At 70.8% G+C, this 24,951-nt stretch carries 20 protein-coding genes; 16 read left to right on the top strand and 4 right to left on the bottom strand.

Going from position 1 to position 24,951, the window contains the following annotated elements; all coding sequences use genetic code 11:
* The first annotated feature begins 109 nt into the window (after window positions 1–109).
* The 5 genes from C4V41_RS03080 to C4V41_RS03100 are packed head-to-tail and all read left to right on the top strand — an operon-like array spanning window position 110 to window position 5,441.
* On the top strand, window positions 110–1,111 hold the full coding sequence (locus C4V41_RS03080; RefSeq protein ID WP_103954159.1) for a LacI family DNA-binding transcriptional regulator: 1,002 nt from the start codon (window positions 110–112) through the stop codon (window positions 1,109–1,111).
* 14 nt (window positions 1,112–1,125) lie between these two features.
* A complete protein-coding gene (locus C4V41_RS03085; RefSeq protein WP_103954160.1) occupies window positions 1,126–2,391 on the top strand; it encodes an ABC transporter substrate-binding protein in 1,266 nt (421 codons plus the stop codon).
* Window positions 2,388–3,260: a carbohydrate ABC transporter permease gene (locus tag C4V41_RS03090; RefSeq protein ID WP_200823710.1), complete on the top strand. Its 873-nt coding sequence runs from the start codon at window positions 2,388–2,390 to the stop codon at window positions 3,258–3,260. Before C4V41_RS03085 ends, C4V41_RS03090 begins: the two co-directional genes overlap by 4 nt.
* On the top strand, window positions 3,260–4,066 hold the full coding sequence (locus C4V41_RS03095) for a carbohydrate ABC transporter permease (RefSeq protein WP_103954161.1): 807 nt from the start codon (window positions 3,260–3,262) through the stop codon (window positions 4,064–4,066). Before C4V41_RS03090 ends, C4V41_RS03095 begins: the two co-directional genes overlap by 1 nt.
* 13 nt (window positions 4,067–4,079) lie before the next feature.
* Complete coding sequence (locus C4V41_RS03100) at window positions 4,080–5,441, top strand: sulfatase-like hydrolase/transferase (protein WP_200823711.1); 1,362 nt, start codon at window positions 4,080–4,082, stop codon at window positions 5,439–5,441.
* A gap of 80 nt (window positions 5,442–5,521) precedes the next feature.
* Here the strand turns inward: C4V41_RS03100 and C4V41_RS03105 are convergent, their stop codons facing one another.
* A complete protein-coding gene (locus C4V41_RS03105) occupies window positions 5,522–7,048 on the bottom strand; it encodes a M28 family metallopeptidase (protein WP_103954162.1) in 1,527 nt (508 codons plus the stop codon).
* Between the two features lie 137 nt (window positions 7,049–7,185).
* On the opposite strand from C4V41_RS03105, the gene C4V41_RS03110 reads away from it, so the two are divergent.
* Window positions 7,186–8,037 (top strand): aldo/keto reductase, encoded by an 852-nt coding sequence (locus C4V41_RS03110; protein ID WP_235029876.1) that lies wholly within the window; start codon window positions 7,186–7,188, stop codon window positions 8,035–8,037.
* Window positions 8,038–8,173: 136 nt separating this feature from the next.
* Here C4V41_RS03110 and C4V41_RS03115 read toward each other — a convergent pair whose 3' ends face one another.
* Window positions 8,174–10,129 carry a glycosyl hydrolase family 18 protein gene (locus tag C4V41_RS03115; RefSeq protein ID WP_103954164.1) on the bottom strand — a complete coding sequence of 652 codons (1,956 nt, stop codon included), beginning with the start codon at window positions 10,127–10,129 and terminating at the stop codon, window positions 8,174–8,176.
* 220 nt (window positions 10,130–10,349) lie between these two features.
* Between C4V41_RS03115 and C4V41_RS03120 the strand changes: the two genes are divergently transcribed.
* The 4 genes from C4V41_RS03120 to C4V41_RS03135 are packed head-to-tail and all read left to right on the top strand — an operon-like array spanning window position 10,350 to window position 13,198.
* Window positions 10,350–10,688 (top strand): luciferase domain-containing protein, encoded by a 339-nt coding sequence (locus C4V41_RS03120; RefSeq protein WP_103954165.1) that lies wholly within the window; start codon window positions 10,350–10,352, stop codon window positions 10,686–10,688.
* A 43-nt stretch (window positions 10,689–10,731) separates the two neighbouring features.
* On the top strand, window positions 10,732–11,949 hold the full coding sequence (locus C4V41_RS03125) for a Tm-1-like ATP-binding domain-containing protein (RefSeq protein ID WP_103954166.1): 1,218 nt from the start codon (window positions 10,732–10,734) through the stop codon (window positions 11,947–11,949).
* Window positions 11,946–12,761: a phosphoenolpyruvate hydrolase family protein gene (locus C4V41_RS03130; protein WP_103954167.1), complete on the top strand. Its 816-nt coding sequence runs from the start codon at window positions 11,946–11,948 to the stop codon at window positions 12,759–12,761. The genes C4V41_RS03125 and C4V41_RS03130 overlap by 4 nt, the downstream gene beginning before the upstream one ends.
* 14 nt (window positions 12,762–12,775) lie before the next feature.
* A complete protein-coding gene (locus tag C4V41_RS03135; protein ID WP_103954168.1) occupies window positions 12,776–13,198 on the top strand; it encodes a cupin domain-containing protein in 423 nt (140 codons plus the stop codon).
* A 5-nt stretch (window positions 13,199–13,203) separates the two neighbouring features.
* On the opposite strand, the gene C4V41_RS03140 is transcribed toward C4V41_RS03135, so the two are convergent.
* Complete coding sequence (locus C4V41_RS03140) at window positions 13,204–13,845, bottom strand: GntR family transcriptional regulator (RefSeq protein WP_103954169.1); 642 nt, start codon at window positions 13,843–13,845, stop codon at window positions 13,204–13,206.
* Window positions 13,846–13,987: 142 nt separating this feature from the next.
* Between C4V41_RS03140 and C4V41_RS03145 the strand changes: the two genes are divergently transcribed.
* The 6 genes from C4V41_RS03145 (at window position 13,988) to C4V41_RS03170 (ending at window position 23,324) form a co-directional block, all read left to right on the top strand.
* Window positions 13,988–14,527: a hypothetical protein gene (locus tag C4V41_RS03145; protein WP_103954170.1), complete on the top strand. Its 540-nt coding sequence runs from the start codon at window positions 13,988–13,990 to the stop codon at window positions 14,525–14,527.
* A gap of 34 nt (window positions 14,528–14,561) precedes the next feature.
* Complete coding sequence (locus C4V41_RS03150; protein ID WP_103954711.1) at window positions 14,562–15,947, top strand: hypothetical protein; 1,386 nt, start codon at window positions 14,562–14,564, stop codon at window positions 15,945–15,947.
* Between the two features lie 5 nt (window positions 15,948–15,952).
* Window positions 15,953–17,263 (top strand): VWA domain-containing protein, encoded by a 1,311-nt coding sequence (locus tag C4V41_RS03155; protein WP_103954712.1) that lies wholly within the window; start codon window positions 15,953–15,955, stop codon window positions 17,261–17,263.
* Between the two features lie 12 nt (window positions 17,264–17,275).
* Complete coding sequence (locus C4V41_RS03160; protein WP_103954171.1) at window positions 17,276–18,391, top strand: ATP-binding protein; 1,116 nt, start codon at window positions 17,276–17,278, stop codon at window positions 18,389–18,391.
* The gene (locus tag C4V41_RS03165; RefSeq protein WP_103954172.1) at window positions 18,388–21,156 is read left to right on the top strand and encodes a DUF5682 family protein; all 2,769 of its coding nucleotides are present in this window, start codon (window positions 18,388–18,390) and stop codon (window positions 21,154–21,156) included. Before C4V41_RS03160 ends, C4V41_RS03165 begins: the two co-directional genes overlap by 4 nt.
* Before the next feature lie 188 nt (window positions 21,157–21,344).
* The gene (locus tag C4V41_RS03170; RefSeq protein WP_103954173.1) at window positions 21,345–23,324 is read left to right on the top strand and encodes a serine/threonine-protein kinase; all 1,980 of its coding nucleotides are present in this window, start codon (window positions 21,345–21,347) and stop codon (window positions 23,322–23,324) included.
* Between the two features lie 22 nt (window positions 23,325–23,346).
* On the opposite strand, the gene C4V41_RS03175 is transcribed toward C4V41_RS03170, so the two are convergent.
* The gene (locus C4V41_RS03175; protein ID WP_103954174.1) at window positions 23,347–24,798 is read right to left on the bottom strand and encodes a PepSY-associated TM helix domain-containing protein; all 1,452 of its coding nucleotides are present in this window, start codon (window positions 24,796–24,798) and stop codon (window positions 23,347–23,349) included.
* Window positions 24,799–24,951: the final 153 nt, after the last annotated feature.

Raw genomic sequence — 24,951 nt, forward strand, 5'->3', positions numbered from 1 at the left:
CACCTGAAACGGCGACGTGTAGATCATCACCATGTCCACCTATCAGCCGAGATCCGGCACCACAGAATCCCTGCTATTCCCATAGGTAATGCTAGGTTATTCGACTAACATGAGACCAACAGCGCGACAAGTGGCCGAGCTGGCGAACGTGTCAGTGGCGACCGTCTCCTACGTGCTCAGCGGCCGGGACCGTCCCGTGGCCGCCGAGACCAGGCAGCGGGTGCTCGACGCGGCCAGGCAGCTCGGCTACACCCCCAACCAGGCCGCCAGGAGCCTGCGCAAGCGCCGTACCCAGCGGGTGGCGCTCGTGCTGAGCTCGCTCGGCGGCGTGCCCTCCGACGAGCGGCTGGCCACCGACCTGCACGAGATGGCCGACGCGCGCGGCTACTCCGTGGTCTCGCTGGCCGTCGACTCCGAGGCCCGCGCCGCCGGCGCCATCGACGTGCTGCGCGGCGGATTCGCCGACGGCGCGCTGGTCAACCTCGTCGCCGGCCACCTGACCCGCGACCTGCTCGGCGGGCTCGCCACCACCGGGCTGCCGATGGTGGTGCTGAGCAACGAGAGCGGGCTGGAGGGCTGCGACCTCGTCCGCACCCCGGAGATGGAGGCGAGCGCGGAGGCCGTCGAGCACCTGCTGGCGCAGGGCAGGCGGCGGATCGCGTTCATGGCGCACCGGCACGAGGTCTACCGCGACAAGCCGGCCGGACGCCTGCTCGGCTACACCACGGCCCTCGACCGGCACGGCGTGAGCGAGCGGATCGTCACGGCGGGTGCGGACGACCGCGTGGCGGCGTACCAGACCGCGACCGAGCTGCTCGGCTCCCCGAACCGCCCCGACGCGATCTTCGCCGCCTCCGACCGGGCCGCGATCAGCGTGATCTGGGCGGCCAGGGACCTGGGGCTGAGCGTGCCGGGCGACGTCGCGGTCGTCGGCGCCGGCAACATCGACGAGGGTCTCATCAGCAATCCGCAGCTCAGCACCGTCGGCCCGCTCCGGCACGACTACACCGACGTCGTACGCCTGCTCTTCGACCGCCTCCAGGCCGAGGAGCCGCCACCCGCCCGCGAGATCGTCCGTTCGTGGACCTTCGTGCGGCGGGGCTCGTCCTAGAAGGGAAATCCGAGATGTCTCCCCAGCTCTCGCGCCGTGACCTGCTCCGTCTAGCCGGTGCGGCCGCCGCCGTGCCGGTCCTGTCGTCCTGCGCGGGAGCGCCGTCCGCGCCGGCCGCCGCCCCCGGCACCTTCACCGTCTACTGGAACGCCGGCCACGACTACCAGGCCTACCGCAAGGTCATCGCCGAGTTCGAGCAGGCCCACAAGGTCAAGGTCAACCTGCAGAAGTATCAGTGGCCCGACCTGCGGACCAGGCTCCTGGCCGACTTCGCCTCGGGGACCGTGCCGGACCTGGTGGAGGAGCCCGGCGGGTGGGTGCAGGAGTTCGCCGTCTCCGGCAACGCCCGCTCGCTGCAGGACTTCGTCGACCGCGACGGCCAGGCGATGGGCTTTCCCTCCGACTGGCAGCCGGTCACCGTGGAGCGCAACTCCTACCAGGGCAAGGTGTACGGCGTGCAGCTCCACCTGACCTGCAACACCCTGCTCTACAACAAGGCCATGCTCAGGGACGCCGGGGTGGAGGTGCCGGCCACCTGGGAGGAGTTCCTCGCCGCCGCCCAGAAGCTCACCAAGGACGGCGTGTACGGCGTCGCGCTCAACCAGGACTACCTCTACGTGTGGCCGTGGCTGGTGCAGGCCGGTGTCACCCCGTACGACCCGCGGACCGGCAAGGTCATGACCCCGATGGCCGACGCGGTCGAGGCCCTGCAGTTCCAGGCCGACCTGATCCACAAGCACAAGGTCGCCCCCGTGCCCGTCTCCGGCACCGACTACTCGGGCCCGCAGAAGCTGTTCTCGGCCAAGCGCGCCGCCATGATCCTCACCGGCCCCTGGGACCTGGAGCCGATCAGGAAGACCAGCCCCGACCTCGAACTGGGCGTCGCGCCGCCGCTGAAGCACAAGGTCGAGGCCACGCAGGCGGCCGGGGTCAGCATGTTCGTGCCCGCCAAGGCGGCCAGGCCCGACCTGTCGTGGGACTTCATCAAGCGCATCACCACCATCGAGGTCGAGCAGGCGGCCACCAAGGAGACCGGCATGCTCATGCCCCGCCGCTCCTGGGCCGAGCTGGCCGAGGTGCGGTCGAACGAGGCCATCAAGGTCTTCGCCGACGCCCTCCCGAACGCCAAGGACTCCTCCCAGCAGGTACGCCTCACCGGCGAGCTCGGCAAGTGGGAGGAGCAGCTCAAGGTCATGTACCAGCAGGTCCTCATCCAGAACCAGCCGGCCGCCGAGGCGCTGAAGAAGTTCGCCGAGTCGGCGGAGGGCTTCCTGAAGTGAGGCCGCCCACGCTGTCCGGCCGCTACGCCAGGACCGCCTACCTGTTCCTGCTGCCGGCCATCCTGTTCTTCGCGGCCTTCTTCTACCTGCCGATCGGCAACGTGGTGGCCACGAGCTTCCGCACCGGCCCGCAGGCCGACCAGTGGACGGGGCTCGGCAACTACACCGAGGCCGTGGCCGACCCGGCCGTGCAACACTCGTTCCTGGTCACGGCGGGTTTCTCGGTGATGGTGGTGCTCGGGTCGATCGTGCTCGGGCTGGCCCTGGCGATGGCGCTCGACCAGCCGCTCAAGGGGCGGGTGGTGTTCCGGGTGCTGCTGCTGGTGCCGTATCTGACGTCGGTGGCGATCGTCGGCCTGCTGTGGCGCAACATCCTCGACCCCGAGCTGGGCGTGCTGAACCGGGTGCTCGGCTCGATGGGGCTGCCCGGGCAGCAGTGGCTCAACACCGCGCCGCTGCTCACCATCGCCGCCGTCACGCTGTGGCAGAGCGTCGGCTACACGATGGTGCTGTTCCTGGCCGGGCTGCAGGGCATCCCGGAGACCTACCATGAGGCCGCCAAGATCGACGGGGCCGACGCCTGGCGCCGGTTCTGGCGGATCACGCTGCCGCTGCTCGCCCCGACCACGCTGTTCGTCTCGGTCATGGCGGTCATCTCGGGGCTGCAGGCGTTCGGGCAGGCGTACATCATCACCAACGGCGGGCCCGGCGACGCCACCGACCTGTCGGTCTTCCACATCTTCAACGTGGCCTTCCGCGCGAGAGACTTCGGCTACTCCTCGGCGCAGTCGGTGCTGCTGCTGATCGTCATCGTGGCGTTCACCCTGGTCCAGCTCCGGGCCGGGCGGCGCGGAGAGGTTCAGTACTGATGCGCAAGGCCCTGCTCTACCTCCTGCTCGGCGTGGCCTCGCTCGTCACGGTCGTCCCCCTGCTCTACATGCTCTCGCTGTCGCTCCAGACCGAGGCCGAGACGCTGGCGGCCACCGCCGTCGTGGTGCCGGAGACGCCGCAGTGGGGCAACTACGCCGAGCTGTTCACGCGCGCGCCGTTCGGGAACTTCATCGTCAACAGCCTGGTCGTGGCCGGGGTGATCACGCTGGCGCACCTGGTGTTCGACCCGCTCGTCGGCTACGTGTTCGCCAAGTTCCGCTTCCCGCTGCGCAACACGCTGTTCGTGGCGCTGCTGGCCACGCTGATGGTGCCGTTCTTCGTGCGGATGATTCCGCTGTACGTGCTCATGGCCAACATGGGCTGGCTGAACACGTACCAGGGGCTGATCACGCCGTTTCTCATGGACGCGTTCGGGATCTTCCTCATGCGGCAGTTCATCCAGCCCATTCCCGACGACCTGATCAGCGCGGCCCGCATCGACGGGGCCTCCGAGCTGCGCATCTACCGGAGCGTCATCCTGCCACAGACGCGGCCGGCACTGGCGGTGCTCGGGCTGTTCACGTTCGTCTTCCAGTGGAACGAGTTCCTCTGGCCGCTGGTCGCCACCACGACGCCCGAGATGCGGACCATCCCGGTCGGGCTCACCCTGTTCAACCAGGAGTACTTCACGCTGTGGCACCTCACGGCCGCCGGCTCGGTGATCCTCTTCGTCCCCACCGCCGTCCTGTTCGTCCTCACTCAGCGATACTTCGTCCGGGGTATCGCCCTGACCGGCCTCAAATAAGGAGTCTCTGGTTGTGCGCCCGAACGTGATCGTCGTCTTCACCGACCAGCAGCGGTGGGACACCGTCGGCCCCTTCACTCCGAACCTCGACGCGATGGCCAGGAACGGCACGCAGGCCACGGTCGCGCTCACCCCGCAGCCGGTGTGCGCGCCCGCCCGCGCGGCCCTGCAGACGGGCCGCTACCCGACCACGACCGGCGTCTACCGCAACGGCCGCGTCCTGCCTCCCGAGGAGCGCACGCTGGCCCACCACTTCGGCGCGGCCGGCTACGCCACCGGCTACATCGGCAAGTGGCACCTGGGCGGCAGCGAGCCGGTGCCCGCCGAGCAGCGCGGCGGCTACCGGTCGTGGCTGGCGGCGAACGCGCTGGAGCACACCTCGGACGCGTACCGCACGATCGTCTTCGACGAGGCCAACGACCCCGTGTTGCTGCCCGGCTACCGGTCCGACGCGCTCGTGGACGCGGCCGTCCGGTTCGTCGCCGACCACGCCGACGAGCCGTTCTACCTGTTCCTGTCGTTCCTGGAGCCGCACCACCAGAACGAGGTGGACAACTATCCGGCGCCCGAGGGCTACGAGCAGCGCTACCAAGGAAGCTGGATGCCACCGGACCTGGCGGCGCTCGGCGGCACGGCGCACCAGCACATGGGCGGCTACCTCGGCCAGGTCAAGCGCCTGGACGAGGGGCTGGGGCGGCTGCTGGACGCGCTGCGCAGCATGGACCTGCTCGACGACACGATCGTGGCCTACACCTCCGACCACGGCAACCACTTCAAGACCCGCAACGGTGAATACAAGCGGTCCTGCCACGACGCCTCGCTCCGGGTGCCGCTGGCCGTGCGCGGGCCCGGCTTCGACGGCGGCGGCGCCATCTCCCGGCCCGTCAGCACCCTGGACCTGCCGCCCACGCTCCTGGAGGCCGCCGGTCTGCCCGTGCCCGACGCGATGCAGGGCCGCTCGTTCCTGCCGCTGGTCCGCGACTCCCGGGCGGAGTGGCCGTCCGAGGTGTTCTTCCAGGTCAGCGAGTCGGAGGTGGGGCGCGGGATCCGTACGTCCCGCTGGAAGTACTACGCCGTCGCCGAGGACGCCCACCCATGGGACGTCTCGGCCGCGCCGAGCTATCGCGAGCAGGCCCTGTACGACCTGGAGAACGACCCCCACGAACTGGTCAACCTGGCCGGCTTCGCCTCACACGCCGGCGTGGCGGCGGAACTACGCGGCCACTTGGTACGCCGCATCGTCGAGGCGGGCGAAGCGGAACCCACCATCGAACCCGCCATCCCCCGCCCAGGCCGCGACCAGGCCATGCCCGACCCAGAAGTCCGCCTGAACGGCCCCAAACCCACCCGCTACGGCCACCAGCCCCGCCCCTGATCCGCCGTGCGGGCGGGCCGGGGCGACCGGCCCGCCCGCACTCCACTTCCCCCAAAGGGGCCTGTACCGAAGCGCGGCGGTCAGCTCGCGGAGTCCGCGGGCTTGTGGGTGCGGGCGTTCCGAGCCCCGGTCGGAGCCGGCGCGCCGCCCCCGATCGTGCCCGTGTCGAACGCGTACGTCCCCACCAGCGTCGCGATGGCGTCCGAGTTCACATCCAACGCCTTGTCGCTGATGTTCCTGATGGTGTCGCAGGCACTGTGATAGCAGGGGTCGAGCGGAACCCCGGCCGTGCCACCGAAGATCGCCGCCTCCTCCGCCGTCTTCAGCACCTCGGCCCCGGTGAACAGCCCGCCCGCCGGAATCCCGGCCGCGATGAACGGCCCGTAGTCCGACCGCCCGGTGAAGGCCGTCGCCGTGAACGGCTGCCCGCGCCCGGCGAAGAACTTCTCGAAGTCCTCCTCGATCACGTCCGACCCGGGAGGCCCGGCGGTGCCGAACGCGTCACCGTCCCCGTCGTAGATCCCGAACGTGTAGTTGGGCGAGGCGATCATGTCGAAGTTGAGGTAAAGGGTGATCTTGGCCCGCTCCTCCGCCGTCAGCGCGCCCACGTAGTGCGTGGAGCCCAGCAGCCCGAACTCCTCGGCCCCCCAGAAGGCGAAGCGCACCCGGTTCTTCGGCCTGGTCTTGGCGAACTGGAGCGCCACCTCCAGGATCCCGGCGCTGCCCGAGCCGTTGTCGTTGATCCCCGGCCCCTCCTGGACGCTGTCCAGGTGCGCGCCGACCATGACGACGTTGTCGGGGTCACCCTTCCCGGTCTGCGCGATCACGTTGTACGTGGTCCTGGTCTCCACGATCGGGTCCCAGTTCATCGTGACCGTGGTGCCCGCGGCGGCGGCCAGTTCGTTACCGGTCGCGAAGCTGGCGAAGAACGACGGGATCGTCACGCCAGGCCCGCCGAGCACCGGGTTGAGATCGACCTCGGTACGCCCTGGCTGCCCCTCGTTGAACACGATGGCCCCGGAGGCCCCCGCCGCCATGGCGTTGTCCACCTTGACGCGGAAGTTGCAGGTGCCGCGCTGCATCAGGGCGACGTTCCCGGCCACGAACCCGGCGAAGTCGCTCGCCTCACACCCCGAGTTCGAGGTGTTGGCCGCGGGCCCCGGCGGCAGCACCAGGTCCACCGCCTGAATCGTGCCGGTGACGGACCCGGCGGGCGAGTCGCCCATCGCCACGTAGTCGCTGAAGAACCCGTACGTGTACGTCTTCGCCGGGCTGTCGCGCCGCAGCACGGGCGGCGTGACGTAGCCGTCGAAGGTGAACTCGAAGGGCTGGATCGTCACGTCGTACCCGGCGGCGCGCAGCCGGCGCGCCACGTAGTCCCGGGAGGCGTCGAACCCGGCGGTCCCCGACACGCGGGTGTTGTCGTGGATCTTGGCGATGGCCTGCAGCACCTGCAGGTGCTTCTTGACGTTCTTGCCCGAGACGGCCTTGACCAGCTTGTGGACGGGGTCCTTGCGGGAGTGGGCGTCGGCCGGGGCGGTGAGGGAAAGGGTCACGGCGACGGCGGTGATGACGCCGAGCACGCCCGTACGTAAGCGGGAACGCATGGTTGCTCCTCGAAATGTGAACCGGGCAAAATGCGCGCGTGACCCGAAACGTATGCATCAGCCAGGTGATAGGGAAGGTTGAGCGCGTATCCGTTGCATCACGGACTTGGAACGTCTAACTCGAAATGGGAAACCGGATGTCCATATCGCTGCCGTCCACCGGCACGTTCACCATTGGTGACAAGAGTGTCCATCGCCTGGGTTTCGGGGCCATGAGTCTCACGGGGCCGGGTGTCTGGGGGCCGCCCCGCGATCGCGGCGAGGCCGTCCGGGTGCTGCGCCGGGCCGTCGAGCTGGGCGTTGACTTCATCGACACCGCCGACTCCTACGGGCCCTACGTCAGCGAGGAGATCATCCGCGAGGCGCTGCGGCCGTACCCGGAGGGGCTGCTGGTCGCGACCAAGGCCGGGTTCGTGCGTACGGGGCCGGGCCAGTGGCATGTCGTGGGGCGGCCCGCGTACCTGCGGCAGGAGGTCGAGATGAGCCTGCGCAGGCTCGGCGTGGAGCGGCTCGACCTGCTCCAGTTGCACCGCATCGACCCGGAAGTGCCGCTGGAGGACCAGCTCGGCGAGCTGAGGGCGCTGCGGGACGAGGGCAAGATCGGCAGTGTCGGCCTGTCGGAGGTGACGGTCGAGGAGCTGGAACGGGCGCGGCGCGTCGTCGAGATCGTCACCGTCCAGAACCGCTACAACCTCACCCTCAGGACCTCCGAGGACGTGCTGCGGCACTGCGAGGAGGAGGGGATCGGGTTCATCCCGTACAGCCCGATCGCGAAGGGCGCGCTGGCCGCGCCCGGCAGCCCGGTCGAGCACGTCGCCAAGGCCGTCGGCGCCACGCCCGCGCAGGTCAGCCTGGCCTGGCTGCTGGCCCGCTCGCCGGTCGTGATGCCGATCCCGGGCACCTCGTCGGTCGCCCACCTGGAGGAGAACCTGGGCGCCTCCACCGTGTCGCTGACCGCCGGGCAGCTCGAAGAGCTGAGCGGATCGTGAGAACGGCCTTGGCCGCTCCGGCGACCTGCCGGACCAGGCCGAGCTCATGCCGGAGCGGGACGGCGACGACGGCAGGGCGGTGACTCACCGCTGAGCCGGAGGCCGGCCCCCCGGACAGGGGGGCCGGCCGGTCGGGTCAGCCCAGGCCGTTGCGCATGGCCGTGAGCAGTTCGGCGTTCGTGGTGTCGCCGCTGAGCTCCCAGAAGAACGCGCCGCCGAGGCCCTGGTTCTTCGAGTAGCTCATCTTGCCGCCGATGGTGGCGGGGGTGTCGTAGCTCCACCACTGGTTGCCGCAGTGGGCGTACGCGGTGCCCGCGACCGTGCCGTTGGCCGGGCAGCGCGTCTTGAGGACCTTGTAGTCCTCGATGCCCTGCTCGTACGTCCCCGGCGCCGGCCCCGTGGCCGTGCCGCCCGGCGCCGCCTGCGTGACCCCGGCCCAGCCGCGGCCGTAGAAGCCGATCCCGAGCAGCAGCTTGCTCGCCGGCACGCCCTTGCTCTTCAGCTTCTGGATCGCGGCGTCGGAGTGGAAGCCCGCGGTCGGGATGCCGTTGTAGGAGGTGAGCGGCGAGTGCGGCGCCGTCGGGCCCTGCGGCGCGAAGGCGCCGAAGTAGTCGTAGGTCATGACGTTGTACCAGTCCAGGTACTGTGCCGCGCCGCCGTAGTCCGCCGCGTCGATCTTGCCGCCGTTCGTGCCGTCGGCGGTGATCGCCGCCGTCACCAGGTTGCCGGAGCCGAAGCGGGAGCGCAGGGCCGACATGAGGTTCCTGAACGCGGCCGGCCCGCTGGTGTCACAGGTCAGGCCGCAGGCGTTCGGGTACTCCCAGTCGATGTCGATGCCGTCGAACACGTCCGCCCAGCGCGGGTCCTCGACCAGCCGGTAGCAGGCGTCGGCGAAGGCGGCCGGGTTCTGCGCGGCCTGGCCGAAGCCGCCGGACCAGGTCCAGCCGCCGAAGGAGAACAGCACCTTGATGTGCGGGTACTTCTTCTTGAGCTTGCGCAACTGGTTGAAGCTGCCGCGCAGCGCGCCCGCGTCCCAGGTGTCGGCGACGCCGTCCACGCTCTCGCCCGCCTGGTAGAAGCGGTCGTAGTCGGCGTAACTGTCGCCGATCGCGCACTGCCCGTTCGTCACGTTGCCGAAGGCGTAGTTGATGTGGGTCAGCTTGGCCGCCGAGCCGCTGGTGTCGATGTTCTTGACGTGGTAGCCGCGCTGGTAGACGCCCCACTGGACGAAGTACCCGAGCACCTTGTTCCCGCCGCCTCCGCCGCCGCCCGTGGTGGTCGCGCTGACGCTGTTGCTGTTGGCGGAGCGGTTGCCGGCGGCGTCGCGGGCGCGGACGGTGTAGTTGTAGGCGGTGTTCGCGGTCAGGCCGGTGTCGGTGTGGGTGGTGCCGGTGACGGTGGTGACGAGGGTGCCGCCGCGGTAGATCTCGTAGCCGGTGACGCCGACGTTGTCGGTGCTGGCGTTCCAGGCGAGGGCGACCGAGTTGTTGGTCACGCCGGTGGAGCGCAGGTTGCCGGGGACGCTGGGCGCCGTGGTGTCCGTGCCGCCGCCGCCCGTGGTGGTGGCGCTGACGCTGTTGCTGTTGGCGGAGCGGTTGCCGGCGGCGTCGCGGGCGCGGACGGTGTAGTTGTAGGCGGTGTTCGCGGTCAGGCCGGTGTCGGTGTGGGTGGTGCCGGTGACGGTGGTGACGAGGGTGCCGCCGCGGTAGATCTCGTAGCCGGTGACGCCGACGTTGTCGGTGCTGGCGTTCCAGGCGAGGGCGACCGAGTTGTTGGTCACGCCGGTGGAGCGCAGGTTGCCGGGGACGCTGGGCGCGGTGGTGTCCGTGCCGCCGCCGCTCGCGACCTTCCACAGGGCCGGTACGTTCGGGGGCTCCCAGCCGGGCTGGGAGGTGTGTCCTTGGACGCATTCGTACTCGACGCCGCCGTACGTGACGCGCGCGCCCGTCGCGTACGCCGTCCACGCGGCCCATTCGGCGGCGGCCGCCTGGATGGAGGCGAGGGCCGTGGGCGGTGCGACGACCACGGCCGTGAGGGGGAGTGCCAGCGCCGCCAGCACCGCGAGAAGCCTGCTCAGGATCTTGTGTCTCATGACGCTCCGACATCCGTAGGGGCATAGGGGGTGGGATGCCAGGAAACTATTAGGAAAGTTTCCTTTAAGTTATGACACGACCGTAGTTCCTGCCTGCGGACTCGTCAATATGTGAACCGGCCGAGTAAAGCCGGCTGATAAGTGTTCACGCCTGAATAACGGTTGCAAAACGGGCGCTGACGCGGGGGCCGGCGTGGCGCAGCATGGAGATGTGGCAGGAATGACCGCCTGGTGGCGGGGGTCTGAACGCAGAGGGCCCTACGTGGCCCGTGCGGTGGCCGAGTTGCGGTCCTGGCCCGCGCTGGCGGTGAGCGACACCCGGCGCGGCCCTGTCTTCGCCGTACGCGGGACCGAGATCCTCCGGCTGACCGGCGCCGACAAGGTGCAGGTGCGGCTGACCGTACCGGCGATCGACCGGCTCGGACCCTACCTGCGCGACTGCGACCAGGTGCGGACCTTGCCCGACAAGGCGTGGGTGGCCGTGCGGGTGGACGCCGAACCGGACCTGGAGCTGCTGCTCGCCCTCACCAGCGTGGCGATCAAGGCGCACGTGCCGTGAGATCGGAGGCGTGAGCGCCCGTACGGCGGGGGAAGGGGCAGGCATGGCCGTGTTGCTGCTGGGAACCTTCGACACCAAGGGCGACGAATACACCTACGTCCGTGACCTGCTCGGCCACGAGGTCGTGCTGCTCGACGCGGGCGTCATGGGCGTCCCCGGGCTGGCCGCCGACATCGGTCCCGCCGCCGTCGCAGCGGCCGGGGGGACGAGCCTGGAGGAGCTGCGGAGCGCCGGCGACCGGGGCGCCGCCTTACAGGTCATGGCCGCGGGGGCGGCCGCCATCGCCAGGGATCTTTACGAGCGTGGCCGGCTGAGCGGGGTGCTGGCGCTCGGTGGCAGCGGCGGGTCCTCGATCGCGGCGGCCGTCATGCGGGTGCTGCCGGTCGGGCTGCCGAAGTTGCTCGTGTCGACCATGGCGAGCGGCGACGTGTCCGCGTACGTCGGCCAGAGCGACGTGACCCTCATGTACAGCGTCGTCGACGTCGCCGGGATCAACTCGATCTCCCGCCAGATCCTGGCCAACGCCGCGGCCGCCATCGACGGGATGGCCACCGCCTACGAGACCCGTCAGGGCGCGCCGGCCGGGGAGCGGCCGCTGGTCGCCGCCACGATGTTCGGCGTCACCACGCCCGCCGTCGACGCCGCCCGCGCCAGGCTGGCGGAGCTGGGCTACGAGGTGCTCGTGTTCCACGCCACCGGCTCCGGCGGGCGGGCCATGGAGGCGCTCGTCGCGAGCGGCTACTTCGCCGGGGTGCTCGACCTCACCACCACCGAACTGGCCGACGAGCTCGTCGGCGGCGTCCTGTCCGCCGGTCCCGGCCGGCTGAACGCGGCCGGAGCCGCCGGGGTGCCGCAGGTCGTCAGCCTGGGCGCGGTGGACATGGTGAACTTCGGCCCGATGGGCACCGTCCCCGAGCACTTCAGGGACCGTACGCTGCTGGTGCACAACCCCACCGTGACGCTGATGCGCACCACCCCGGCCGAGAACGCCGAGATCGGCCGCCTGATCGGCGCGAAGCTGGCGGCCGCCACCGGCCCCGTCGCGCTGTTCGTGCCGCGTGGCGGTGTCTCCGCCGTCGACGTCGAGGGCGGCCCGTTCTGGGACCCGGCCGCCGACGCCGCCTGCTTCGAGGCCGCGCTGCTGGCCGTGGCGGGCAGCGACGTCCAGGTGGTGGAGAGCGACGACGACATCAACGCGGCGCGGTTCGCGATCGCGGCCGCCGACCGGCTGCACGAGCTGATCCAGAAAGGTGCGGGATGAATCGCAACGAGGCTCTGAGCAGGCTGCACGCCGAGCGGAAGGCCGGCCGGCTGATCATCGGGGCCGGCGCGGGCTCGGGGCTGTCGGCCAAGGCGGCGGAGACCGGCGGCGTGGACCTGCTCATCATCTACAACTCCGGCCGGTTCCGGATGGCCGGGCGCGGCTCGCTGGCCGGGCTGCTCCCGTACGGCGACGCCAACGCCATCGTGGTCGAGATGGCCGGCGAGGTGCTGCCCGTCGTCAAGGACACGCCCGTGCTGGCCGGGGTGTGCGGGACGGACCCGTTCCGGCTCATGCCGCGGTTCCTCGACGAGCTGGCCAGGATGGGCTTCACCGGCGTCCAGAACTTCCCCACCGTCGGCCTCATCGACGGAGTCTTCCGGGCGAACCTGGAGGAGACCGGCATGGGATACGACCTGGAGGTCGAGATGATCAGGCTGGCCGCCGAACGCGGCCTGCTCACCGCCCCCTACGTGTTCACCCCCGAGCAGGCCACGGCCATGGCGCGGGCGGGCGCGGACGTCCTCGTGCCGCACATGGGCCTGACGACCAAGGGCAGCATCGGCGCCGTGACCGCGCTCAGCCTCGACGAGTCGGCCGCCCGCGTCCAGGCGATGCACGACGCCGCCGTCGCCGTGAACCCAGACATTCTCGTTCTGTGCCACGGCGGTCCCATCGCCGAGCCGGACGACGTCCGCTACATCCAGGAACGCACCTCGGGGATCGCCGGCTTCTTCGGCGCCTCCTCGATGGAGCGCCTGCCCGCGGAGCGCGCCATCGCCGACCAGCTCCGCGCGTTCAAGGGCCTGTAGGAAAGGGGCACGCCATGCACCGCGAACCGGACTCCGTCCCCACGATGCTCTTCGACTGGGGCTCCATCAAATGGCACGTCACGCCCCGCGACGTGTTCGGCGCGTCGTCCAGTTTCGGTGAGGTCGTGATCAACCCGAACAAGGGGCACGACCGTCACCAGCACCCCAACTCCGACGAGATCCTCTACGTCATCGAGGGGGAGGGGCGGCAGACGGTCGGCGACGGGCCGGAGTTCGCGGTCAAGGCGGGCGACGCGGTGTGGATCCCGATGGGGACGCTGCACTCGACGTTCAACACGGGGTGGCGGCCGATGCGGATCATCGCGACGTACACGCCGGGCGGCGCCGAGGACGCGCTGCGCGACCTGCCCGACTTCGTGGAACTGGCCCCGGGCGAGCACCCGACCTGGGCGGTGGGCGAAGTCAAGCCAGGCTGATCCGGTCAGCCGGTGGCGCCGTCCAGGGCCTTGGCGACGCTGCGCAGGTGCTGTTGCATGGCCGTCTGGGCGGCCTCCGGGTCGCGGGCGACGATGGCCGCCACGATCAGTTCGTGCTGCGGCAACGACACCGCGGCCCGCCCCGGCTGCCGGGCCAGGCGGAACTTGTGCCGCACCACCTGCGCCCCCAGCCGTTCGATGATCGACGCCGACGTCCGGTGGCCGGCGATCTCGCGGATCTTGGCGTGCAGGGCGGCGTTCAGCTCCGAATAGCGGTCGAGGTCGTTGCGGCCCACGGCGGCGCGCATGTCGGCGACGATCTCCCGGAGCTCGTCCGCCTGGCCGGGGGTGACCCGCTCGGCGGCCTTGGCGGCCGACAGGCCCTCCAGCACCATCCGGACCTCGGTGATCTCGACGGCCTCCGCCTTGGAGATCGCCCGGACGCGGGCCCCCTTGTTGCGCAGGATCTCGACCAGTCCCTCCCCGGCCAGCTCTTTGAACGTCTCGCGTACGGCGGCGCGCGTGGCGCCGAACTGCTCGCACACGTCCGCCTCGACCAGCCGCTGGTTGGGCACGAAGTCGCCGTCGAGTATGACCGCCCTGACCCGGTCGGTCAGCGTCTCTTCCCGTGGCGGCTCTGCGGTCACGGAACCCTCCTAGTGTCGTCCCCGGTTGACAATATTATCGACAATCTCGCCCGGTCGGCCGCTTTGATCGTTTAGCTCCGTTCTGTCAGTGCCCTCCGGTAAGTTCCCGGATCATTGATCAGCCGTTCGCGAAGGCGCGGGCATGTCCGCCCGCGCCCGCGAGCCGGCCGGGGCGGGAGGTTCTGAGGTCGTGGACGCGGACACAACCGCGTGGGAGCAGCGCAGCGTGATTCAGGTGGTGCCGCCCACCGAACCACGCAAACTGGCGAAAGTGCCCTTCGTAGAGCTGGCCGACGGCCGCCTGCAGGGCGTCGTGTCGAGCGGATCCGACATCGAGCGGGTCTACGTCTCGTCGATCACCGCCGGTGATCACGCATTGAGCTGCAGCACCAACAACAACCGGCCGTGCGGCGCGCTGCACGGCTACGCGTGCAAACACATTCGCCTGCTGGCCGACGAGGCGATCCTGCAGTACGGACTGGAGCAGGTGGCCCGCTACCTGCGGGTCGAGGTGCCCGCGGGCGGCGACCTGATGAGCAGGCTGGACGCGCACGTCGAGCGCACCCCGGCGGCCGTCGTGTTCAGCCGGTTCCTGCGCCATCTGGCCTATCTGGAGGTGCCCGACAGCACCGATCCGCTGACCGAGCTGCACTGGTTCCCGGCGATGGAGGTGGCGCGCTGATGGCACGCGGACGGCTCGTGAAGGTGGTGTGCTGATGCTCGACGTACAACTCGGGCAGTTGCTCGGCGATGCCCCCACGGGCAGCGAAGAGGCGCTCGACCTGGTGAGGGCGTTCGACGACGCGCTGGCCTACGGGTTCGCCAGGGTCGGGGAAGAGTCGGCCGCGGCGCTGACCGCCCTGGCGGGCGCGCTGGCGGCCAGCCCGATCGGCGACCGCGTGAGCGAGGCCGCGGAGAAGGTGAGCGCCGGATCCCTCGGCGACGAGCACCTGGCGGCGCTGGCGGGCGGCCGGGCCGCGCTGTTCGGCGCGGTGCACGACGCCCTGCTCACCCGGCTCGACACGGCGCTCGGCCGCGCCCGCGCCGCCTGGGAGCCGCCGCAGGACCGCACAGAGGTGGCCGAAAACCTGCTGGCCGGCTGCCGGATCTGGCTGCGCGAGCTGGCCATCGTCGGCTGGCGGGGCGTCGACCACGACCTGGTCTCCTCCGCCGACCAGACGATCGAGGCGCTGCTGGCCGTGCCCGAGCTGCGCGGGCTGGCGGTGCTGCTCGACGGCCTGGCGGCCGAGCTGCGGGCCTCGTCCCCGGTGTCGACGATGGAGCTCCTGCCCGCCCGGCGCTGGGCCGACCTGTGGACGCGCGCCCTGCTGCTGGCCCAGCGGGGCCCGTGGAACGACGGCGCCGAGCAGGTGTCCGGCCGGCTGCTGATCCTCGGCACCGACGTCCACGAGCACGCCACCGTCATCCGCGTCCAGGTCCACGCCGTCTTCGAGCCCGCCGGCGGCGCGCCCTCGCGGCTCGTCCGCACGAGCGTGGCCGCCGCCAAGGTGGACACGATCGTCGGCCCGACCGTGTGGCGGCTGCTGAAGGGCCACCCGGTGCTGCTCAGCGCGCTGGCCGAGCACCGCAGCCTGGACATCACGGACATGCCGCTGCTGCCCGGCGGCGACCTGCTGTGGCACGACGACCGGGCGAGCGCGGGCGAGGAGGCCGACCCGTTCGCCGTGGCGCGCGTCCAGCTCGCCCAGGCGACGGCGCCGCCGGTCAACCCGCTCGACCGCCATCCCGTGCGCATCGCCGAGCCCGTCCTCCTGGAGGGCTACAAGGTCGACGGCCTGACGATCGAGCTGGGCGGCAACACCCTCCGGCTCGACCTCGACCGGCTGCCGTCCTGCGGCCCGCTCACCTCGTCGCTGGTCGGCGACTCCTCGTCCTGCATCGGGCTGATGCACTGGGACGCCGGCCGGTGGCGGCTCCAGCCGATCGCGGTGCAGGCGACGGTCAAGAAGAAGCCCGTCGTCGCGCACAACGGCGACTGGGCGATGGGCCCCACCGACCCCAAGGTGGTCAAGGCCGAGGCCAAGACCGGCGACGTCGTCGCCGTGCTGCGCGAGCGGGCGGGACGGCTGCTGCGGAAATGACCGAGATGACCGAAGCTTCGCAGAGCGCCGACCAGACCCGGCGCCAGGTGCTCTACTGGCGCCTGCTGTCGCGCCTGTTCAGCTCCGACGAGCAGCCCGCGCTGGAGACCGCCAGCCTCGGCATCGTCGGCGACCTGGAGCTGCCGCTCGCGCTGCTCGACCCCGGCGTGTCGGTCGACAACCTGGTGCAGCGCCACCCCGAGCTGGCCGCCGAGTTCCAGGACCTGATGGCCGAGAAGGAGCACGAGGAGGGCGACGAGGTCCGCCGCGCCGCCCTGGTCTCCAAGCTGCTGCTCAACGTGTTCTCGACCGGGCAGGGCAACGTCACCGCCGCCCAGCTCGAAAGCTGGAAGCAGGACGCCGCCTGGTTCGAGAAGGGCATGGGCTGCTCGCCCGGCGAGCTACGCCACAGCCAGGGCGGCGGCGAGCTGGCCAAGGTCCTCGCGGGCCTGGAGGGCGACCTGGTCAAGCGCATGCGCCTGCGCGAGGTGCTCGCCGACCCGGCGCTGGCCAAGCAGCTCACGCCCAGCATGTCGCTGATCGAGCAGCTCCTGCGCGACAAGTCCAACCTGTCGGGCGTCGCGCTGGCCAACGCCAAGGCGCTGATCCGCAAATACGTCGACGAGGTCGCGCAGGTGCTGCGCACGCAGGTGGAGAAGACCAGCGCGGGCGTCATCGACCGGTCGGTGCCGCCGAAGCGGGTCTTCCGCAACCTCGACATCGAGCGCACGATCTGGAAAAACCTCACCAACTGGAGCCCCGAAGACCAGCGGCTCTACGTCGACCGGCTCTTCTACAAGCAGACGGCCCACCGCACCACCCCCGCCCGCCTGATCGTGGTCGTCGACCAGTCGGGCTCGATGGTGGACTCGATGGTCAACTGCACCATCCTGGCCTCGATCTTCGCCGGGCTGCCCAAGGTCGACGTGCACCTGATCGCCTACGACACGCGGGCCATCGACCTGACCCCGTGGGTGCACGACCCGTTCGAGGTGCTGCTGCGTACCAAACTGGGCGGCGGCAACAACGGGCCGGTCGCGATGGCCATGGCCCGCCCGAAGATCAGCGATCCGCGCAACACCGTGATGGTGTGGATCTCCGACTTCTACGAGTTCGGCGCCTCCCAGCCGCTCTACGACGGCATCGAGTCCGTCTATCGGTCGGGGGTCAAGTTCATCCCCGTCGGCTCGGTCAACAGCTCGGGGGTCCAGAGCGTCGATCCGTGGTTCCGCAAGAAATTCAAGGACCTGGGCACCCCGGTGATCTCGGGCCGCATCCACAAGCTCGTCTTCGAGCTCAAGAACTTCCTCACCTAGGAGACACGCGAAATGAGTGACGATATGCTGCGCGCCCCCGCAGAGGTGAAGTACGCGGCGGAGCTCGACTGGCTGGAGTCGGTCGACACCGGCCCCAAGCCGTTCTCGTGGCGGCTCAGCCCGCGCATGATCCGGCTGTTCATCCTCGGCTCCGAGCGCTCCGACGGCCTCGACCGGGAGATCCCGCAGAAGTGGTTCGGTGACCGCAGCCTCGTCGAGCGCGCCATCGTGACCCTGGCCTCCGACCGTGGCCTGCTGCTGATCGGCGACCCGGGCACCGGCAAGAGCTGGCTGGCCGAATTGCTGGCCGCGGCGATCAGCCGCAACTCCACGCTCGTGGTCCAGGGCACCGCCGGCACCACGGAAGACCACATCAAATACTCGTGGAACGTCTCCATGGTCATCGCCAAGGGCCAGTCCCGCGACTCGATGATCCCCTCGCCGATCATGACGGCCATGGAGGGCGGCGTGATCGGCCGGTTCGAGGAGCTGACCCGCTCGACCAGCGACGTCCAGGACGCGCTCATCTCGATCCTGTCGGAGAAATACGTCTCCATCCCCGAGCTCGACGACGACAACATCGTCTTCGCCCAGCCCGGCTTCTCGATCATCGCCACCGCCAACAGCCGCGACCGGGGTGTCAACGACCTGTCGTCGGCCCTCAAGCGCCGCTTCAACTTCGTCCGCATCCCGGTCGTGACGAACAAGAAGAGCGAGGCGGAGATCGTCCGGTTCCGCACCGAAGAGCTGCTGCGCAGGCACCAGATCGAGCTGGACCTGCCGCCCACGCTGCTCGACATCCTGCTGCAGAGCTTCGCCGACCTGCGCTCGGCGGCCTCCTCGGCCACCAGTGACGACGACAAGCTGGAGTCGGCGCTGTCCACGGCCGAGCAGATCGGCGTGCTCGAGGACGCCATCCTGCACAGCCACTTCTTCGGCGACCGGGTGCTGCGCGCGCAGACGCTCGCCGGGTCGCTGGTCGGCTCGCTGGCCCGGCGCAGCCCTGAGGACCTGGCGATCCTCAACAAATACTGGCACGGCGTCGTCGAACCCCGCAGCAAGAAGGACGGCGGCGAGTGGCCGGAGTTCCTCGAGGGCGGCCGCGAGGCCATCGCCACGCTCTCATGATCGACCAGACGAGCCCGTTCGGCTCGCTCCGGGGACAGCTCCTCGACGCCGCCGAGAAGTTCGCCGGCAGCCCCGTCGCCGTGTCCGGCATCCTGGCGGGGCTGGTCGACGACGTGGACCGGGCGCTACGCGAGGAGCTGGAGATCTTCCCGGTCTGCCACCACTCGCCGGCCTCCGCGCTGGCGATGGTGCGCAGGCTGCGGGAGAAGCAGCCGAAGGTCATCTACCTGGAGCTGTGCGAGGACATGCAGCCGCTGCTCACCGAGCTGCGCAACTGCCGGCTGCCGGTCGCGGTCCAGGCGTTCGCCACCGACATCGACGGCTTCCCGAAGACGTGGGCGCCGCTCAGCGTGGTGGCGCCCATCACCGAGGCGTCGGCCGAATACCAGGCCATCGCCTACGCCCTCGAAACCCCCGGCGTCGAGCTGGTGCTGGTCGACCGCTCGACCGACCACGTCTTCCAGTGGATGCCCAAGGAGGAAGAGGAGCCGCAGAGCGCCCCCAAGGAGGAGGAGGCGGGCCTGCACGGCGACTCGGTCGGCGTCGAGATCGGCGACCTGCGGCCCGGCTTCGCCGAGCTGGAGGAGCACCTGCTGCACCACGGCAAGGTGCGCCACTGGTCCGAGTGGTGGGACCAATACGTCGAGCAGCCCCTGTCCGGGGCAGACTACGACACCTACCGCCAGGTCATGGTGCTGATCGGCAGCCTGTTCCGCCGCCTGCGCCCCGTGGGCGGCCGGCTGGCGGTCGACGAGGACCGCGAGCGCTACATGTGGACCAGGATGCGCGAGCACCTGGCCACCTCCGGCGCCGACCCGGCCGACTGTCTCTACGTCTGCGGCGCCTTCCACGCCGCCAGCCGCGTCGAGCAGTTCGGCCTGAAGTCCACGGCCACCTTCGAGATCAGCCCGCGCACGGACACGAAATGGCTGTACGGCCTCATCCCGTCCAGCCACTCGGCCATCGAGGCCCAGTTCGGGCTCGCCTCGGGCTCGGTGTCGATCGCGGCGGCGACCTGGGCCAAGGCGCTCACGCGGGGCAAGCTGACGCCGTTCCAGCTCGAAGGGCAGAAGGGTGCGCGCAAGCGGGCCGCCAAGCTGCCCGCGCCCGTGGCGAAGGGCGAGGTGGCCGACAAGCTGACCGGGTTCCTGTCCCGGCCGGCCGCCCTCGACGACCTGGACGAGGCCGAGCTGCTCGGCTGGTGCGTCGACCTCGTCCGGCTCGCCCGCCGCAACGGCTACCTGGCCAGCACCGCCGACGCCATCGCGGTCTACGAGACCTCGATCCTGCTGGCGGGCATGCGCAACCGGTCCAGGCCGACCCCGTACGACTTCCAGGACGCGGCGGTCACCTGCATCGAGAAGGACGTCGTGCCGGGCCGGCGCGACGTGCGGCGGCTGTGCGAGATCCTGCTCGGCGGCGACCGCGTCGGCGAGGTCGGCTACGACGCGCTGCCGCCGCTGGCCAGGAACGTCTACGACCGGCTCGAACCGCTCGGGCTCGACCTGGAGAAGCGCACGATCCAGCGGGCGCTGCTCAACCTGCACGCCGAGCCGCACCTGGTGCCCTGCTCCGACCTGCTGTGGATGCTGCGCTACCTGCTGCCGTCCGACGCGGTGCGGCCCATCATGGGCGAGCGCCGCCTGGGCGAACGCTCGATCCAGGAGAGCTGGGACCTGTCGTTCGGCAAATACCAGCGCTCCATCATCGAGCTCGGCTACGAGGGCGTCACCATCGAGCAGGTGCTGGAGCAGCGGCTGCGGCGCTCGGTGTGGGACTCCAAGGCCACCGCGTCCGTCGCGCTCGCGGCGGTCGAGGACTCCATCCTCTTCCTGAACAGCCGCCGGTTCGCCGACGAGCTGGGCGCGCGGGCGGTGGAGCTGCTCGCGGCCGAGCGCACGGTGGACGACGCGCCGGAGGTGCTGCGCAGGATCCGGCGGCTGCTGGCCCACTACCGGGCCACCGAGCCGGAGCTGCCGGCCTGGATCGAAGACTTCGCCACCCGCGGCTACGCCCACTACTGCACGCTGCTGCCGACGTCCTTCGTGGACGACGACACCGGCGTGCGGCAGGTGGCCGCCATGCTGGGGTTCCTGTTCTCGATGGAGAGCCTCGCGCTGGCGCTGGGCTGCGACCGGGCCCAGCTGGAGCTGGCCGTGCAGCAGTCGCACCCGGAGTCGCCCGCCAAGGTGGCGCTGCTGTGGGCGGCCCGCCACCAGCTCGGGCTGCTGCCGCTGGCCGAGCTGCGGGCGCGGTGCGACGAGCTGCTGGCCAACCCGCTGGTCATCCCGTCGTTCCCGCAGTACATCATCGGGTTCGTGCAGGCCATGGAGCCCGTGCCCAGCCTGGCCGGGTTCGGGGTGGAGCTGATCTCCAAGGCGTTCGGGCGGCTGCCCGACAGCGTGCTGCTGCCGTGGCTGCCCAAGCTGATCACGATGCTGCGCGACGGGGCCGGGGAGCAGGTGCCGGTGCTCGTACGCGAGGCCGGGCGCACGTTCCCGGGCTCGCTGACGGCGGTGGACTCGTGGGTGCCGCCGTGGACGGCCCGCCCCAAGCCCGCCGCCGCGGCCGCTCCGATGGCGGCGGGGCCCGTGGCCGAGCTGCTCCTGGGGCAGCCGGCGGCGTGCGACGCGGTGGCGGAGCTGCTCGGGTGCGAGGGCGAGTGGCGTACGCCCGCCACCGGCGGGTCGGCGTACCGGGAGGTCGGCGCGCTGCTGACCGAACACCCGGAGCCGGCCCTGGCCGTGGCGGGGCTGCTGGGCTGAGCCGTGCGGTCCGTCCCTACGAGGGGCGGGCCGCATTCGCTTCGAATGAATGGCCGGGGAATCTTCGATGTATTTCCCGTGACGTTTCCTCCTGAACTCGGCTATTGCTTTCCCGGGTAATCCGGCGGGGTGCGCTGAATCGTAGTATCCAGTGCTGAGGCTCCTGCTCGACGACGAAGGGGTGGGCATTGTCACGTCCGGGAGAGCACCTCGGGCGGATCGCCGGTTACCGGCTCACCGGGTTTCTCGGCGAAGGCGGGCAAGGGGTGGTCTACCTGGGCTTGGACCCGTCGGGGACCGAGGTCGCGGTCAAGGTGCTGCGCGTCGGGATGCCGGGGGATCCGGAGGCCGCGCGGAGATTCTTCCGTCAGGTCGAACTGGCGCGCCGGGTCGCTCCATTCAGCACCGCTCGGGTGCTCGACATGGGAATGCACGAGGAACGTCCGTACATTGTCAGCGAATATGTACGCGGTGATTCCCTGGAACGTGCCGTCAGAAGGGACGGCCCGCGTACGGGCGGCGGCCTGGAGCGGCTCGCGGTGGCGACCGCCACCGCGCTGGCGGCCATTCACCATGCCGGAGTCGTCCATCGGGACCTGAAGCCCGGCAACGTCATTCTCGGGCCCGAGGGGCCTGTGGTGATCGACTTCGGCATCTCCCGCGCCCTCGACCACGCCGTCACGCAGACCGGCGCCGTCGGCACGCCCGGCTACATGGCGCCGGAACAGGTGCGCATGGAGCCGGTCGGTCCGGCGGCGGACGTGTTCAGCTGGGCGGCCACCATGGTGTACGCGGCCACGGGGCGGCGGGTGTTTCCCGGCGATTCGGTGGCGGCGGTGTTGCGGGCGCTGCTGTACGGGGAGCCCGACGTTGAGGGTGTCCCGGAACAGCTCCGGTCCCTGGTCCTGGCCTGCCTGTCCAAGGAACCCGCCGGGCGGCCCACCTCCGACGACCTCGTCCAGACCCTGACCGGGCGCACCGCCCTCACGACCACACCCGTTCCGGCGACCATGCCCGCGCCCGCCCTTGAGCCGGAGCCCGCACCCCCGCCCGAGACCGCACCCCCGCCCGTGTCCCTGTGGAAGCGCTGGTGGCGGGCGCTTCTGGCCGGTGGGGTGGCCGTCTGTGTCGTGGCGGCGGTGCTGGCGATGACCATGTGGTCTCGGTCGCCCGGCACGGGCCCGGCACCCACCGCCACCGCCACGGCCACCCCGCCCTTGGGGACGGACATCGGGCGGCCGCTGGCGGGGCACACCAACGACGTGCGGGCGGCGGCCGTGGGCACGCTGGACGGCGTGCCCGTCGTCCTGACCGGCTCGGACGACGAGACCGCGCGCCTGTGGAACCTGCGTACCTCACAGCAGCTCGGCGCCCCGCTCGCCGGCCACACGGAATGGGTCAGATCGGTCGTCCTGGACCAGCTCGACGGCCGCCCGATCGCCGTCACCGCGAGCGACGACGACACCGCCCGCGTCTGGGACCTGCGCACCGGGCAGGCGCGCACCTTGAAGGGGCACGAGGGGGACGTCAAGGGAGTGGCGACGGTGCGGATCGGTGACCGGCACGTCGCCGTGACCGCCTCCGCCGACGGCACCGCCCGGGTGTGGGACCTGCGGAGCGGCGAGCAGACCGGCGCGCCGCTGACCGGGCACAAGGGCGCGGTGTGGGCGGTGGCCGCCGGGCAGGTCGGCGGCCGGGCCATCGCGGTGACCGCCGGGGACGACAAGACCGTGCGCATGTGGGACCTGACCACCAGGAAGCAGGTCGGCGCGCCCATGACCGGGCACACCGGCTGGGTACGTTCTGTCGCCCTGGCGAACCTCGACGGTGTGCCCGTGGCGGTGACGGGCAGCGAGGACACGACCGTGCGCGTGTGGGACCTGACCAGCGGAAAGGCGTACGGTGCGCCGCTCACCGGCCACACGGGGTGGGTCTGGGCGGTGGCGGCCGGCAATGTGGGGGGCGTTCCCGTGGTGGTGTCGGGCGGTGAGGACAAGACGGCGCGGGTGTGGGACCTGAGGACGAGGAAGCAGCTCGGCGCGCCGTACACGGGGCACACCGACTGCGTGTGGTCGGTGGCGATCGGCCTGCTCGACGGCCGGCCGATCGCCGTCACCGGCAGCCGCGACCAGACGGCCCGCGCCTGGAGCCTCGGCCCGCCCCGCTGACAGCGGGACGGGCGTTTTGAGGTCAGCCGACGACGCGGGCGACGGCCGGGATGCGGCGCAGGACGAGCCAGTCCAGCAGCAGCACCGCCGCCATGGTGACGCCCGCCAGGGGGAACAGCAGGCCCAGGACGGCCATGATGGCGATCACCCCGTACGCCGTGCGCTTGTTCGTGGTGCGGACCGGAGCGCCGGAGCGGCCGCGCGGGCGGCGCTTCCACCACATCCAGACCCCGGTGACCACCAGGGTGATCAGGGCCAGGCAGGCGCCCAGCATGAGGATCAGGTTCGCGGGCCCGTAGCGGCGCCCCTCGTGCAGGGCGATGCCCTGTTCGACGGCCTTGGCCAGCACGCCGTACTCGGCCCAGCCATAGGAGACGAGGACGCGGCCGCTGTACTGGTCCACGTGCAGCGTCTGCGAGTCCGCCGGGTCGCGGCGCGGGTCGGCCACGATCGTGTAGACGCCGGTGGGGCCGTCGGGAAGCAGGACCTTGAGGTCGCACGAGCCCGCCGGGCACGACCGGATCGCGGGCTTGGCGGCGGCCAGGGCGGTCTCGATGGGCAGGGCGCCGGGCTGCAGGACACCGGAGGCGCCGCCGTGCCCGGCGTGCTCGTCCTGCGAGTCGGGCACGGGGAGACGCTCCGCCGCCCATGGCACCTTCGCGTCGGGGTTCGCGGACAGGTCGCCGGACAGGGGTGGGGTGGAGGTGCTGGGGAAGTCGCTCGCGCTCGGCGTGGTCGATCCGGTGGAGTCCTGGATGCGCTGGAGCCCGTCACCCCACACGCCCGACCAGGGCAGCCCCGAGATGACCAGGAACACCACGACCACGCCGCTGCCGAGCCCGGTGACGATGTGCAGCCGGCGCAGCCGCGCCCGTTTGGCCGCCTTTGTGGGCTTCCTGCGGGTACGCCGGCCGCTCCACCACAGGTACGTGCCGGTGGCGATGAGGATCAGGGCCCAGCAGGCGGCGATCTCCACGATCCGGTCGCCGATCGTGCCGGACATGAATTCGCCGTGGATCGTGCGGATCACCCGCATGAAGGTGGCCCCGTCGTCGATCTCGCCGACCACGCCGGCGTTGGCCGGGTTCACGTACACGGAGATGCCCTGGGCGAAGGGGCCGGCGTCGGCGCCCTGGAGGATCACGCGGGTGGTGCGTTCAGGGGACGTGGGCGGAATGACGGACATGACGGACGCGCCGGGGTGCGTGCCCTGGGCGGCGGCGATCTGCTCCGTGAGGGGGCGCGCCTCGGTCACGGGGGTGGCGAGCGTACGGACGTCCTGGTAGCGCCACTCTTCGAAGGGCTCTTTGAACAGGTAGATGGCGCCGGTGACGGCCAGGACGAGCAGGACGGGGGCGACGAAGAGGCCGGCGTAGAAGTGCCAGCGCCAGACGGCCCGGTAGCGCTGCGAGGTGGAGGGAGGAGCGGAGGTGACGGGCGTACTGGCTTGCGGACGTATTTCGACAGACGTCATGGGGACTCCGATTCGCGGGCGCGCGCGTTCAGATGAGCTGGGGGGCAGGATCGACGGCGCACCGAAAGCAAGGAGGATCCGCCAGGGGCGCGCACGCCGATGGGCGCGCCGAAGGCAAGGGGAGACGCGAGACGCGCGAGCAGAGCGCCCGGC

This window comes from Nonomuraea solani (assembly GCF_900108335.1).
Taxonomy (GTDB): domain Bacteria; phylum Actinomycetota; class Actinomycetes; order Streptosporangiales; family Streptosporangiaceae; genus Nonomuraea; species Nonomuraea solani.